Annotated in this window: 14 protein-coding genes; 1 reads left to right on the top strand and 13 read right to left on the bottom strand. The window is 69.2% G+C overall.

Annotated features, from left to right (window positions below):
• Positions 1 to 336 precede the first annotated feature (336 nt).
• From BIU99_RS15920 to BIU99_RS15870, 11 genes are all read right to left on the bottom strand, one after another.
• On the bottom strand, positions 337 to 1,803 hold the full coding sequence (locus tag BIU99_RS15920) for a hypothetical protein (protein ID WP_071262146.1): 1,467 nt from the start codon (positions 1,801 to 1,803) through the stop codon (positions 337 to 339).
• Complete coding sequence (locus BIU99_RS15915) at positions 1,793 to 2,605, bottom strand: TIGR03943 family protein (protein WP_254773635.1); 813 nt, start codon at positions 2,603 to 2,605, stop codon at positions 1,793 to 1,795. The genes BIU99_RS15920 and BIU99_RS15915 overlap by 11 nt, the downstream gene beginning before the upstream one ends.
• Positions 2,598 to 3,686 (bottom strand): permease, encoded by a 1,089-nt coding sequence (locus tag BIU99_RS15910; protein ID WP_369808461.1) that lies wholly within the window; start codon positions 3,684 to 3,686, stop codon positions 2,598 to 2,600. Before BIU99_RS15910 ends, BIU99_RS15915 begins: the two co-directional genes overlap by 8 nt.
• Before the next feature lie 7 nt (positions 3,687 to 3,693).
• Positions 3,694 to 4,095, bottom strand: a complete 402-nt coding sequence (locus BIU99_RS15905; RefSeq protein ID WP_064296039.1) for a Fur family transcriptional regulator — start codon at positions 4,093 to 4,095, stop codon at positions 3,694 to 3,696.
• Positions 4,096 to 4,187: 92 nt separating this feature from the next.
• On the bottom strand, positions 4,188 to 5,087 hold the full coding sequence (locus BIU99_RS15900) for a metal ABC transporter permease (protein WP_079003646.1): 900 nt from the start codon (positions 5,085 to 5,087) through the stop codon (positions 4,188 to 4,190).
• Positions 5,084 to 5,938: a metal ABC transporter ATP-binding protein gene (locus tag BIU99_RS15895; protein ID WP_071262145.1), complete on the bottom strand. Its 855-nt coding sequence runs from the start codon at positions 5,936 to 5,938 to the stop codon at positions 5,084 to 5,086. Before BIU99_RS15895 ends, BIU99_RS15900 begins: the two co-directional genes overlap by 4 nt.
• Positions 5,935 to 6,909 (bottom strand): metal ABC transporter solute-binding protein, Zn/Mn family, encoded by a 975-nt coding sequence (locus BIU99_RS15890; RefSeq protein WP_071262143.1) that lies wholly within the window; start codon positions 6,907 to 6,909, stop codon positions 5,935 to 5,937. Before BIU99_RS15890 ends, BIU99_RS15895 begins: the two co-directional genes overlap by 4 nt.
• A gap of 115 nt (positions 6,910 to 7,024) precedes the next feature.
• Positions 7,025 to 8,398, bottom strand: coding sequence for a dihydrolipoamide acetyltransferase family protein (locus BIU99_RS15885; RefSeq protein WP_071262142.1), 1,374 nt, complete (start codon positions 8,396 to 8,398; stop codon positions 7,025 to 7,027).
• Between the two features lie 26 nt (positions 8,399 to 8,424).
• Positions 8,425 to 9,405, bottom strand: coding sequence for an alpha-ketoacid dehydrogenase subunit beta (locus BIU99_RS15880; RefSeq protein WP_071262140.1), 981 nt, complete (start codon positions 9,403 to 9,405; stop codon positions 8,425 to 8,427).
• Positions 9,402 to 10,541: a thiamine pyrophosphate-dependent enzyme gene (locus BIU99_RS15875; RefSeq protein ID WP_071262139.1), complete on the bottom strand. Its 1,140-nt coding sequence runs from the start codon at positions 10,539 to 10,541 to the stop codon at positions 9,402 to 9,404. Before BIU99_RS15875 ends, BIU99_RS15880 begins: the two co-directional genes overlap by 4 nt.
• Positions 10,538 to 11,689: a histidinol-phosphate transaminase gene (locus BIU99_RS15870; protein WP_254773634.1), complete on the bottom strand. Its 1,152-nt coding sequence runs from the start codon at positions 11,687 to 11,689 to the stop codon at positions 10,538 to 10,540. Before BIU99_RS15870 ends, BIU99_RS15875 begins: the two co-directional genes overlap by 4 nt.
• Positions 11,690 to 11,789: 100 nt before the next feature.
• Between BIU99_RS15870 and BIU99_RS15865 the strand changes: the two genes are divergently transcribed.
• Entirely contained in the window at positions 11,790 to 12,182 is a 393-nt protein-coding gene (locus BIU99_RS15865; RefSeq protein ID WP_071262137.1) for a phage holin family protein, read from the top strand.
• A 21-nt stretch (positions 12,183 to 12,203) separates the two neighbouring features.
• Here BIU99_RS15865 and BIU99_RS15860 read toward each other — a convergent pair whose 3' ends face one another.
• Positions 12,204 to 13,646 (bottom strand): hypothetical protein, encoded by a 1,443-nt coding sequence (locus BIU99_RS15860; RefSeq protein ID WP_071262136.1) that lies wholly within the window; start codon positions 13,644 to 13,646, stop codon positions 12,204 to 12,206.
• On the bottom strand, positions 13,639 to 13,947 hold the full coding sequence (locus tag BIU99_RS15855; RefSeq protein WP_071262135.1) for a hypothetical protein: 309 nt from the start codon (positions 13,945 to 13,947) through the stop codon (positions 13,639 to 13,641). The genes BIU99_RS15860 and BIU99_RS15855 overlap by 8 nt, the downstream gene beginning before the upstream one ends.
• Positions 13,948 to 14,039: the final 92 nt, after the last annotated feature.

Genomic DNA, 14,039 nt, shown 5'->3' with positions numbered 1-14,039 from the left:
CCCTGCAGGGCAACTTCTCTATCTTACATCTTCCCGGCTTGTTGTCAACTCGGCGTTTCAGCCGCTCTGCGAACAGAGTCATGCTGAGCACGAGTGACACCAGGAGGAAGTCATCCAACCGAGACTTGAAACGGTAACATCGAAATGTTCTCGCTTTTGGCTGGGGATTGTCCCCGCTTGAGGCCGAGAAGCTCTTCCGCTTCCCGCACCTTTGGGGTGACGAGTGATTACTCTACGTGTGTCTCGGGATCGTGGCAAATTCCGTTTGCATCCCGGGCGTGTCGCCCGGAAACACGCGGTTTTCGCCGAGGCGGCCGCGGACGGCGCGGCGCGGGGTCACTGCGCGACACCGGTGCCGGCACACCAGGACAGGTCGAAGCCGGCCTGCGTCCCGACCACCTTGCCGGTGCGGGCGTCGACCACCTCGATCTCGGGACCATTGGGCATCGGGGCGTTGGCGTACCCATCGAATCCGGCCTTCGCGAAGTCGGGGACGACGACGACCGCGACGTACTCCGCGTTCGGGCTCGCGCAGAGTGACCAGATGACGGCACCCGGGTCAGGTCGGTAGAGCTCGGCGGTCGCGCCGTCCTTGATCGCCAGTACCCGTTGCTCCGTGGTTCCGGCGGCGCGGTCGTAGTCGGCGTAGATCCTGGCCGACAGGGACTCGGACAGTGCGACGAGCTGTCCGGGGATCTCGGTTGGTGCCACCGAGGGCAGGACGAACGGCTCACTCTTCCCCGTCGCGAGGTCGAGCACGACCACACCATCGATCTGCTCGATGACGACCTTGGTGGTCCCCGGGATGTAGCTCGAGATGAGGGCGGCGCGGCCGAGCAGCACCGGATCGGTCGTCGCAGCAGGATCGAGCAGCTCGAGCGAGTTGTCCACCGTGCGGACGAGCATCGAGGACGTCCGGGGCACGAACGACCACTCCGCCGCCTGGACCGCAGCCCCGTCGATCCCGCCGACCCGGGCGGCCTCCGTCGGCTTCCCCTCCTGCAGCTCGAACGAGTACAGCGTGAGGTTGTCGCCGCCATCGCGACCGAACGACTGTTCCGTGAACAGGAACCCCACCCGACTCTGCGCCGGAGCGGTCTGCAAGGAGGTGATCATCCCGCCCATCGGGAGGGCCACCTCCTGGGTACTCCCATCGGTCGTGTCCACCACCACGATGCGACCGAGCCCGCTCGTCTCCTGCTCCACGACGATCAGGGAGTCGCCGATCGTCGCGAACTCCTGGATCTTCGCCGCTTCGTACGCGGTCTCGGGTTCACCGCCGGCGATCGAGAGGCGCACGATCCGGTCGTCCGGCTTCGTCGCCGCCGAGCCGCCGTCCTTGACCGGGCTCCTCACGAGCGAGAACCCCTCGACGGGTGGCGTCGAGAACGACGTCGTGAGCGTGGCAGCCGGGCCGCCACCCGGCGCGGTGACCCCGTCGACCGTGATCCGGTAGTCCGTCGCATAGGCGAGCGGCTCGGGGAACACCAGCGTGATGCCGCCGGCCCCGGTACTGACGTCGAAGTCGGCTGCCGGCTCGATCCGCACCCGGTCCGACCCGAGATCGGCGATCGGTTGATTCACCGCCAGGACCACACGCTGGCCCCAGGACTCCACGAGTCCGGTCGGGTCGACCACCGTGCGGACGAGCTTCGGCCCCTGGGTCAGACCGACGACGGCCGCGCCGCCGCCGATGACGACGAGCGCGATCAGCACGATCGCGACCAGTCGGCCGAAACCGCTCCGGTCGCCGGCGGCCTGCGTCGATCGGCCTCGTGCAGCATCCCGGCGATCAGTAGTCATACGGGTCCGCCGGCTCCTCGACCTTGTCGACCTTCGCCGCCCCGACCACCAACGGCAGATGCGAGGCGTCGCTCGCGGTGAGCGCGCCCGAGACCTCGACCCAGTCGCCGGGCTTGAGCTGTTGCTCCCAACCGTCGAGCTGCACGGGCACACCGACCGGCTGGGCGTCCACGGCGCAGCAGTTCACGACGAACCGCGAGACGTAGAAGACGTCGGCCGCGTCCGGATCGGCGATCACGAAGCCGACCCCGGAGAAAGCGCGCCCTTCGAGGTCGGCGGGCCGCGTCGTCTGGCGCAACAGTGTCGCCCAATCCTTGATGCCGAAGGTGCTGAAGTCCGGGTTCGAGGTCAGCACCGTCTGGGCGTCCTGCCCCTGGACCTCCCCCGCGAGTGTGCCGGAGTTCACCGCGCGCTGGTCGGCCGTCGCGACCGAGAGCGTCGACGGCGGGAGCACCACCATCGCCCCGACGACCGCGAGACTGCCCACGACCGAGGCGAGCTGCAGCACCGTCCGCCCGCGACGCTTCGGCACCTCATCGACGTCCACATGGACGAGGACGCTGACGATGCCGAGCGCGACCGCGATGAGCGCCATGATGACGGTGAACACGAAGTAGCGCGGGTGGATGTAGAGCCCGAGGCGATCGGTCAGCGCGAGCCAGAGGATGCACACGGCGGCGGTGACGAGCAGGAGGACGCCCCACCACCGCTGCCGGAGTCGTTCGAGCAGGGGCACGCGACGATCGCCGACCGTCGACGTCTCGGCGTGCGTGTGTCCGTGGGTGGCGTTCTGATCAGGCAAGGGCGTTCACTCCGAATCCGAGGGCCGCCGAGAACAGCACGGCGACCGCGGTGATGATCACGAGGGTCCTGGTCGTGTAGGTGGTTCGCATGAGCGCGAGCATCTTGACGTCGACGACGGGGCCGAGGACGAGGAAGGCGACGATCGAGCCGGGCATGAACGTCGATCCGAAGGACAGCACGAAGAAGGCGTCGACGTTCGAGCAGATCGAGACGATCACGGCGAGCGTCATCATCGCGAGCACCGACCAGACCGGGTTCGCGCCGAGGGTGACGAGCACCTCGCGTGGGACGAGGACCTGCACGGCGCCGGCCACGGCCGAACCGATGAGCAGCGCCGGCATGATCGCGCGCGCTTCTGCGACGAACTGCTGCAGGCTGCGCTCCACCTTCGTGTGCTCGTGCCCGTGCTGCTCGGTCACCTCGCAGCTGGCTTGGAAGGTCGGCGTGAGCAGCGAGCTGGGGTCGGGGTGCTTGCTGAAGAGCCACCCGATGAGGTTCGCGAGCAGGAACCCGCCGACGAGCCGGGCGACGAGGATCCCGCCGTCCCAGCCGAAGGCCTGATGCGTCGTGACGATGACGATGGGGTTGAGGATCGGCGCCGCGAGCAGGAAGGTGATCGACTCCGGCACCGTGAACCCGCGCACGATGAGGCCGCGGGCGAGCGGGACGTTGCCGCATTCGCAGACCGGCAGGAACATGCCGAGCAGCGAGATGCAGGCTCGGCGGAGGATCGGCTGCGTCGGCAACCACCGCTCGAGCCAGCCGTCGGGAAGCCAGATCTGCACGAGGATCGACAGCACGATGCCGAGCACCACGAACGGCAGCGACTCCACCACCACGCTGAGCGTCAGGGTCACGAAGTCGCGCACCGCGGTGGGCGGGGTGAGCACCTCACCGAGCGGCATGAGCGCCCGGAGTACGAAGAGCCCGACCACCACGAGCAGTGCGCCGCCGATCAGGAGCGGCGTCCGCAGGTTCCGTGGATCACGCCCTTCGGTGCGACCCCAGTGCTCCGCGCCGTCGTCGTCGGGCGCGGTCCAGTCGTCGTCGACCCCGAGGGTGCCGGTCGTCCTGCTCACTCCGGCCTCACGCGCGCTGGGCCGCCGCCGAGCAGTTCTCGCAGAGCCCGAAGACGTCGACGACGTGCTTCGCCTCGGTGAACCCGTGCTGCGACGCGACCGACCGCGCCCACGCTTCGACCTCGTCGGCCTCGATCTCGATGGTGAGACCACAGTTGCGGCAGATGAGGTGGTGATGGTGGGTGCCAGGCGTGCAGGCACGGTAGAGGTTCTCGCCCTCCGGCGACTGCAGGGAGTCCGCTTCGCCCTCGACCGCGAGGTCGGAGAGGGCTCGATACACGGTCGCGAGCCCGATCGGCGAACCGGTGTCGCGGAGTTCGGCATGCAATCCCTGGGCGCTGACGAATCCGTCGTTGCCGCCGAGGGCCTCGCGGACAGCTTCTCGCTGCCAGGTGTTGCGCTTCGCCACGGGTGCTCCTGCCTGTCGCTTCAAGGGTACCCGGGAACCGCTCGGAGGACGCTCCGAAGCAGCTCCACGCGGACGCGGCGCACGGTCCACGGTCATCGCGCGACCTGGGCGTGCCGCGTCTCGCCGACAGGTGCCCGACGACCCCGTCGCCCGGACGCGGTGCGCGGCCCGACGATGCGGCAGACGAGGTAGATGAGGAAGGAGATCGTCGTGATGTAGGGGCTGATCGGGAGCGATCCACCGATGGCGAGCAGGATGCCGCCGACCGCCGAGACGAAGCCGAAGAGCATGCTCAGCACCGGGACGAGGACGGGCGACGACGACACCCGGAGCGCCGCGGCCGCGGGCGTCACGAGCAGTGCGAGGACGAGCAGCGCGCCGATGATCTGCACCGACACCGCGACCGTGAGCCCGAGCAGCACCATGAAGGCGAGCGAGACGAACCGACTCGGCACCCCGCGCGCCGCGGCGACGTCCGGGTCGAGGCTGTCGAAACTGAGGGGGCGCCAGAGGAGGAGGAGCGCGATCAGCACCACGATGCTGATGACGATGAGCAGGCCGAGCTGCGGGTCGTCGACCGACACGATCTGCCCGGTGAGGAGCCCGAACTTGTTGGCGCTCCGGCCCGGATAGAGCGCGAGGAAGAGGATGCCGAGGCCGAGGCCGAACGGCATGAGCACCCCGATGATCGAGTTGCGGTCGCGGGCCTTCGAACCGAGCAGGCCGATGAGGATCGCGGCGACGAGTGAGCCTGCGAGGGACCCGACGACGACGTTGGCGCCGAACAGCAGCGCGCCGGCAGCGCCGGCGAAGGAGAGCTCGCTGATCCCGTGCACCGCGAACGCCATGTCGCGCTGCATGACGAACACGCCGATGAGGCCGCCGACGATGCCCAGGACCGCGCCGGCGATGATCGAGTTCTGCACGAGTTCGAGCAGTGCGCCGTAGTCCTGGAAGTTGAACAGGCGTCCCCAGAGGTCGTCGGTGCTCATACGCCGACCCCCACCGCACCGGTGTGCGGATCGTCGTGGTGATGGTGGTGGGTCTCGCTGTCGGGGATGCCGACCACGACGACCCGGCCATGGCTGCGGAGTACGTCGACGGGCGTGCCGTAGAGCTCAGACAGCACCTCGCTGCGGAGCACCTCGTCGGGGGTGCCCTCCCGGAATCGGCCGCCCGCGAGGTACAGGATGCGGTCGACCATGGGGAGCACCGGGTTCACGTCGTGGGTGACGAAGACCACCGCGGTGTCGTGCTCGCGCCGACGACGGTCGATGAGCTCGCTGACCCCGCGCTGATGCTGGAGGTCGAGGCTGAGCAGTGGTTCGTCGCAGAGGAGGAGGATCGGGTCGTCCGCGAGCGCCTGGGCGACGCGCAGCCGCTGCTGCTCACCGCCGGACAGGGTGCCCACGGCGCCGTCGGCGTAGGCGGTTGCGCCGACGGAGGCGATCAGCTCGTCGACCCGACGCTTCGTCGCCGCGGTGCGGATGGGGAGTCCGAAGCGGTGGCCGTCGACGCCGAGGGCGACGAGATCGCGACCGCGCATCGGCGTGCCGGCGGGGATGAGCTTCTGCTGCGGGATGTAGCCGATGCGGCGGTCACCCCGGTGCACCGGGCCTCCGGCGACCCTGATGGTCCCGCGGTCGAGCTGCTGCTGCCCGAGGATGGTGCGCAGCAGACTCGTCTTGCCGGAGCCGTTCGGGCCGAGCACGGCGAGGAACTCCCCCGGGCGCACCGAGAGGTCGAGGCCGTCCCAGAGCGTGCGTCCGCCGAAACCGAGCTCGGCCCCGGCGAGCGCGAGGACGTCGACGGGGCCTGAGTCGTCGGTCGGACCGCTGGTCATCGATCCAGGGCGTCCGCCACGGCGTCGACGTTCTCGGTCATCCACGAGAGGTAGTCCTTGCCGTCCGGGAGGGTCTCGGTGAATGACAGCACCGGTACGCCTGCGTTCTCCGCGGCGGTCTTGACCTGTTCGGTCTCGCCGCCACTCGTCTGCTCATTGTAGGCAAGCAGCGCGACCGTTCCGCCGCCGAAGAGGTCGAGCGTCTCCTTGAGGACGGTCGGTGACACGTCGGTGCCCTCCTCGATCGCCTCGCTGAACGCCTCCGGGGTGCGGTTCACGAGTCCGGCGCCCTCGAGCAGGTAGAGCGGCACGGGCTCGGTGATGGCGACGCCCTCGCCGTCGTGTGCCGTCTTGATCGCGGCCTGGGCCGTCTCGATCGTGCCGAGGGACTCGGTGAAGGCCTTCGCGTTCGCGGTGTACGTGGTCGCGTTCGCGCTGTCGAGTTCGCCGAGCTCCTTGGCCAGCTCGTCGGCGAGCTTCGCCATCGTCGGGAGGCTGTACCAGACGTGCTCGTTGAAGCCCTCGATGTGGTCGTGACCGTCGTCCTCGGCGTGCGCCTCATCCGTGTGCTGCTCGTCGGCGTGGTCGTCGTCCGGGGCGAGGCCCGACAGGTCGACGACGTTGACGACCTCGACGGACTCGTTCTTGGCCGCGTCGAGGAGTGTGTCGATGAACGGGTCGTAGCCGCCGCCGTTCTCGATGACGAGGTCGGCGTTCTTGATGGAGAGCTGGTCCTGCGTGCTCGCCTCGTAGGAGTGCGGGTCCTGGGCCGCCGACGAGATGAGCGAGGTCACCTCGACGTCCTTGCCGCCGATCTTCGAAGCGATGTCGCCGTACACGTTCGTCGAGGCGACGATGTTGATCTTGCCGTCGTCGGCCGCGCTCGACGCACTGCTGCCGGAGCAGCCCGCGAGGACGAGGGCGGCTGCCGGGAGGACGGCCAAGGCTGGGAGCAGGGTGCGAGCGCGCATTGATGAACCTTCTCGATCGGGGTGAGAAGGCTAACGCTACGCCTATTGATACTGATTCTCAAAATCGCCCTTCGACGGGCTCAGGAACCGAAGAGCAGGCTCAGGGACCCGGTGCTCAGTCGAGCAGCAGCGCCGGCTCCTCGATGATCGACGCGACGTCCGCCAGGAAGCGGCTCGCGACGTCGCCGTCCACCACGCGGTGGTCGAAGGAGGCGCCGAGCGTCGTCACGAAGCGGCTGCGCACCTCGCCGTCGACGACCCACGGCTTCTGCTTGATCGTGCCGAGCGCGACGATGCCGACCTCGCCCGGGTTGAGGATCGGGGTGCCGGTGTCCATGCCGAAGACACCGATGTTCGTCACCGTGATCGTGCCGTTCTGCTGGTCGGCCGGCGGCGTCTTGCCGTCGCGGGCCGTGAGCGTGAGGGTCTCGAGGGCGCGTGCCAGCTCGAGCAGGCTCATCGCCTGCGCCTCCTTGACGTTCGGGACGATCAGTCCGCGCGGTGTCGCGGCGGCGACCCCGAGGTTCACGTAATGGCGGACGATGATCTCCTGGTCCGTCCACTCGCTGTTGACCGTGGGGTTGCGGCGGACCGCCCAGATCATCGCCTTGGCCATGATGAGCAGCGGCGAGACCTTGACGCCGGCGAAGTCCGTCGAGTTCTTCAGGCGCTTGACGAACTCCATCGTGCGCGTCGCGTCGACGTCGACGAAGAGGGAGACGTGCGGCGCGGTGAAGGCACTTCGGGTCATGGCCGTCGCGATGGCCTTGCGGACGCCCTTGACCGGGATGCGCTCCTCGCGCTCGTCGGCCCACTCCGGCGTCTCGATGTTGCGGAACACGCTCGCCTGGCTGGCCTCACGGATGACGTCGTCGCGGGTGATCTCACCCGCGAGCCCGGTGCCCTCGATCGCCGTGAGGTCGACCTCGAGGTCCTTCGCGAGCTTCCGGATCGGCGGCTTGGCGATGACCGGCAGCGCGGACGCGGCGGGGATGCTCGACGGCGGCTGGCGGCGCACGGGCGGCTGCGGGGTGACGGCCGGGCTCGCCGGCTCGACGACCGGCGTCGCGCCACGGCCACGGCGACGACTCGAGGTGCTGCCGGCGCTGCCGTATCCGACGAGCACTGCGCCAGGGCGCGGCTCTTCGGCGGGAGAGACGCTCGCCGCGGTGTCGGCAGCCAGCGTGGCCTCCTCCGACTCGACGACCGCCGGTGCGGGCGCGGCCGGCTCGGCGCTCGGCGCTCCACCACCGGTGCTCACGCTGATGATGGGCGTCCCGACGTCGACGGTCTGGCCCTCCTGGACGAGCAGGGCGCCGACGGTGCCGGCGAACGGCGACGGGAGTTCGACGAGCGACTTCGCGGTCTCGATCTCGACCAGCACCTGGTTGACCGAGACGGCGTCGCCCGGCGCGACCTTCCATGCGACGATCTCGGCCTCGGTCAGGCCTTCGCCGACGTCCGGCAGTTCGAACTGGAGATCACTCATCGTGGTTCCTCGTCTTCCTTCGGTGTTCAGTACGCCAGCGAGCGGTCGACGGCCTCGAGGATGCGGTCGGCATCCGGGAGGTAGACGCCTTCGAGCTTCGCCGGCGGGAACGGGGTGTCGAACCCGGACACCCGCAGGACGGGTGCTTCGAGCGAGTAGAAGGCGCGCTCGGTGACGGTCGCCGCGATCTCCGAGCCGACGCTCGTGAACCCGGGCGCCTCCTGCACATAGACGAGGCGGCCGGTCCGTCGGACGGATTCCACGAGCGGGTCGTAGTCGATGGGCGACAGCGAGCGCATGTCGACGACCTCGACGCTCGTGCCCTCCGTGGCGGCCAGTTCAGCCGCCTGCAGCATGACGCTCACGATCGCGCCGTGTCCGGCGAGAGTGACCTCCGTGCCGGTGCGGACGACGCGGCTGCCGTGCAGTGGTGCGGCCGAGCCGTCGAGGTCGACCTCGCCCTTCGGCCAATAGCGGCTCTTCGGCTCGAGGAAGACGACCGGGTCGTTCGAGGCGATGGCCTCCTGGATCATCCAGTAGGCGTCGTTCGGGGTCGACGGACTGACCACGCGCAGGCCGGCCGTGTGGGCGAAGTACGCCTCGGGGCTCTCCTGGTGGTGCTCGACCGCGCCGATGTGTCCGCCGTAGGGGATCCGGATGACGACGGGCATCTGCAGCTTGCCCTCGTGCCGGTTGGTGAGCTTCGCGAGCTGCGTCGTGATCTGGTTGAAGGCCGGGAACACGAAGCCGTCGAACTGGATCTCGCACACCGGTCGGTAGCCGCGCATGGCGAGGCCGATCGCGGTGCCGACGATGCCGGACTCCGCCAGCGGGGTGTCGAGGACGCGGTCGCCGCCGAACTCGGCGTGCAAGCCCTCGGTGACGCGGAAGACGCCGCCGAGCGGGCCGATGTCCTCGCCCATGAGCAGGACCTTGTCGTCGTCGGTCATCGCCTTGCGCAGGCCGGCGTTCAGCGCCTTGGCCATCGGCATGGTGGTCGTCGTCATGCGTTGCCTCCTTCGAGCGAGGCCTCGTAGCGTTCGAGCCAGGCCTGCTGCTCCACCATGAGCGGGTGCGGTTCGGAGTAGACGCCCTCGAACATGAGCTCGGGGCCCGGGGCCTCGAGTGCGAGCGTGCGCACGCGGGTGTCCTCGGCGAGCGCTGCAGCCTCCTCGTCGACCTCGGCGAAGAACGCGTCCGAGGCGCCGAGCCCCTGGAGGTACGTCTTGAACCGGACGATCGGGTCGCGGGCGATCCAGGACTGGAGTTCGTCGTCGGTGCGGTACTTGGTCGGGTCGTCGCTCGTGGTGTGCGCGCCGACGCGGTAGGTCATCGCTTCGATGAGGCTCGGGCCGCGGCCGGCGCGGGCGTCGTCGAGGTGCTTCGCCGCCGTCGCGTAGCTCGCGAGGACGTCGTTGCCGTCGATGCGGACGCTGTCGAGGCCGAAGCCGGCCGCGCGCTGGTACAGCGGCTCGCGGGCCTGGCGGGAGACGGGGACGGAGATGGCCCACTGGTTGTTCTGGAGGAAGAACACCTGTGGCGTCTGGTAGCTGGCGGCGTAGATGTAGGCCTCGTTCGCGTCGCCCTCGGAACTCGAGCCGTCACCGAAGTAGACGAGCACGGCCGTGTCGCGCTCGGGGTCGCCGGTGCCGACGGCCTTGTCGAAGTTCAGGCCCATCGCGTAGCCGGTCGCGTGCAGGGTCTGCGCGGCGAGCACGAGCGTGTAGAGGTGCACGTTGCCGTTGGACGGATCTGCCGGGTCCCAACCGCCGTGCGTGTTGCCGCGCATGAGCCGCACGATGTCGATGGGGTCGACGCCGCGGATCATCGCGACGACGTGTTCGCGGTAGGAGGGGAAGATGTGGTCCTGGGCTCGCGCTGCGCGGGCCGAACCGACCTGTGCCGCCTCCTGCCCGTGGCTCGGTGGCCACAGCGCCATCTGGCCCTGGCGCTGCAGGTTCGTCGCCTCGATGTCGAAGGCACGGACGTTCGCCATGTCGCGGTAGAACTGCTGCAGGTCGGTCTCGGTCAGGCGATCGAGGAACGGCTGATAGCGCTCCGCGTGTTCGTTCGGCGCGAAGGTGCCGGCCGCGTCGATGAACTGGACGCTGGGCACGGTGGGGTCGTCTCCGGAACGGCTCATCGTGAGCGCACTCCCTCTCGTGTCGGGTGGTCGGCCGGCAGTCCGGCGAGGATCTCCGCAGCGGCGGCGAGGAGCGGTTCGATCGACTCGGCTTCACCGATCGAGATGCGGACGCCGTCGCCGGGGAAGGCGCGGCCGACGATGCCGTGCGCGAGGAAGGTGTCGTTCGCCGAGGCCGTCTGCTCGCCGAGGCCGAACCAGACGAAGTTGCCCTGCGCCGCGGGGATGAACCAGCCCTGCTCGCGGAGTGCGGCGGCGAGGTCGTCGCGTCGTGCGGTGATGACCGCGACGCGGGCTCGGATGTCCTCGGCGTTCGCGAGTCCGGCGATGGCCGCCTGCTGCGCCGGCGCAGTGCTGGAGAGCGGGATGGCCGCGTTGCGGGCGCCGTCGAGGACGAGCTCATGGCCGATGGCCCAGCCGACGCGGAGGCCGGCGAGTCCGTAGGCCTTCGAGAAGGTGCGGAGCACGACGAGGTTCGGGTGCTCGTCGAGGAGCGGGATGCCGTTGACGGCGTCGTCGTCGGTGACGAACTCGCGGTATGCCTCGTCGAGGAGGACGAGCACGTCGGAGGGCACGGACCGGAGGAAGGCGAGGAAGGCGTCACGCTCGACGACCGGGCCGGTCGGGTTGTTGGGCGTGCAGACGATGACGACGCGGGTGCGGTCGGTGACGGCGGCGGCCATCGCCTCGAGGTCGTGGGAGCCGTCGGGCCGGTTGGGAACCCGCACGGACGTCGCGCCGGCGACGGTCACGAGACCCGGGTAGGCCTCGAAGGAGCGCCAGGCGAAGACGACCTCGTCCCCCGGACCGGCGGTCGCGGTGATGAACTGGCTGAGGAGTGCGACCGAGCCCGCCCCGATGTGGATGCGTTCCGGCGTGACGCCGTTGGCTTCGGCGAGCGCCGTGCGCAGCGCGAGTGCGGCGCCGTCGGGATAGCGGTGGGAGTCCGCAGCCGTGTCGGTGATGGCCGAGAGGACGGCGTCGAGCGGCGGGAACGGGACCTCGTTGCTCGAGAGCTTGAAGGCGTCGGGTGCGGCCGGCTTGCCCTGGCGGTAGGGCGGCAGCTCTGCGATCTCCGGACGGAGACGGACCGGGCTCCGGCCCGGCTGAGCGGCCGGCTGGGCGGTGGTTGGCAGGTTGTCACTCACTCGACGAGTCTAGGCCGCGAAGGATACCTGCGTCGGAATGCAGTGCGCCGGTCCGAATCGGCCCTTTGCCCGCTGTGGCAAGGGTGGGAGGATTGCCGTCATGGGACGTTTTCTGCTGAACCTGATCGTCAACGGCTTCGCCATCTGGGTCACGACCCTCATCGTCGCCGGTGTGAATGTGACACCGTACGCGCCCGGCGGCACGCTGGAGACGATCCTGACCTTCGCGCTCGTCGCGCTCATCTTCGCCGTCGTGAACACCATCCTCGGCTCGGTCATCAAGGTGCTCGCGTTCCCCCTGTACATCCTCACGCTCGGGCTCATCGGGCTCCTCATCAACGGGCTCCTCCTCCTCATCACCGCAGGCATCAGCGGCTGGTTCGGCTTCGGCCTGACCGTCGACGGCTTCTGGTGGGGCGTCCTCGGTGCGATCGTCATCTCGATCGTGAACTGGCTGCTCGGCATCGTCATCCGCCCCAAGGCGCGCGACTGACCCGTCGGCTCGACCGCTTGGTCATGGAAGGACCTTGTCGGCGCGGTATCGCCAGACCTCCCCGGTGCCCGTGAGCCCGGCGAGGGGGTCGATCGCTGGTGCGAGCCGCTCCTCCGAGGACTGGTCGATGAGGCGTGCCGTCTCCCGGTAGCGGTCGAGATTGTGAGCCGGAAGGGGATCGTCACCGGCCGGCGGTGGTCCTCCGTCATACAACGAACGCTGGACGACGGTGCCTCCGTTGAGCGAGTCGCGTCGTTCACCGGAGAGCGCGGGGATGACGTCCTCGGTGTGTTCGACATGGGTGCGCGGGAGGTCGTCCGCGAAGTCGATGGATTCGACCGGCGATCCGAAGGTCACGACCGAGGAGTCGTAGGTACCGCTGGCGGCGATGCGTGACGCGATGATGCCGCCCTGGGAGTACCCGACGTGGAGCACGGAGGCACCGTCCGGAATGCCCGCGAGTCGCATGGCTTGGAGGGTCGCTTCCGCGCTCTCCGCCTCCATACCTGCGACGGCGTTGACATTGCTGCGGTTGTCGAAGGGCTCGGTCGACGCCTCAGGGAAGCCGGTCTCGATGGTTCCACCCGACCAGACGATCCACTGGTCGGCGCCGGAGGCGTCCTCGTACCGCTCGATCCTGATCTGCGGCGAGCCCGCTCCCCCGTGCGGCATCCGCTCGACGAGGTCCTCGTATCGGGTCGGCGGTTTCGGGGGCGCCGGAGCGCCCTGGGCCTTCACCTCGACCGTACGGACCGGCGCCGCGGGAGTGAGGAGGCCGGCACGGTCGACTGTGCCCAGTGCGACCAGGGCTGCGAACGCCACCCCGGTGATGCCCTCCTCGCTCAGACGGTTCGCGTCGAGCATCGCCGGCAGACCGAACGCGCTGATCAGGAACTCGTCGGAACCCGATACGACTCCGCGCACGAGGGCGACGAACGCGGGTGACGACATCAGCTCACGCGCAGTCTTCGCCGAGGCCTCATCGAAGCCGTCCTGCAGGTCCGAGGACAGCAACCCCAACACTCCGCGGAACACCGTCCTGACGAGCGTCACCTCTCCGACGGCGGCGAGGACACCGAGGGGGATCAACGGGGAGGCTCCCAGGACCCATCCCGCGGCGTCCCCGGTGAACGTGAACAACGATTGGACCATCCGCTCAAGCTCTCCGTACTGCTCCGCCCCGACGATGAGATGCCCACCCAACCGGCTCGCGTCGTCGCTCGCACGCCGCAAGCTGGTGGCGGCCCTCGCAGCCGCCCCGCTTCCCGCCCCCGCATCGGCTTGGGGGACGATCGTCGGGCCGACGGGCGCCAGGGACACGTCGTCGGTCGACACCGATTCCACGCGGTCGGCCCAGCTCGCGCAGGCCTCGCCGAGGTCGAGGAGCAACGCGCCGAGGAGCAGGTGATCGTCAGTGGCGACGGCTACGACACCACCGCCTCGGATGGTGAGGTCGTCACTCATGCTCCGCTCCAACAGCGATCGACGATGCCGCCCCACGAGCGCTCGTGAGTCCCTCATCGAGTGCAGAGGCCGCTCCACGGAGTACTGCGGTCAGTTCGTCCGCGGACCAGGAGAACTGCACGGCGGCGGGACCGACCCACTCGAGACCGCTGCGCGCCTGCACGAACCTGAGGATCTCCGGCTCCAGTTCGAGCAGGACGTCCTCGAGACATCGAGCGCGCCCCTCGAGGATCGAGACAGCTTCCTCTGCCGTCGGCTGCGACGGGAAGCCCATCGCCAACGGGTCGTACTCCAACGCCATGTCGCCTCGCTCTCCGCCCGCCCATCGCCGGCATCACGCTCGACTCTGCCCAACCGGCGGAGCGGTCACGCCGGCACACCGCGCTGATGTGG

Source organism: Plantibacter sp. MMLR14_011 (assembly GCF_001865025.1).
Classification (GTDB): Bacteria; Actinomycetota; Actinomycetes; order Actinomycetales; family Microbacteriaceae; genus Plantibacter; species Plantibacter flavus_A.
Note: the sequence above shows the minus strand (reverse complement) of the source record. Positions and strands in the feature narration are given on the sequence as shown.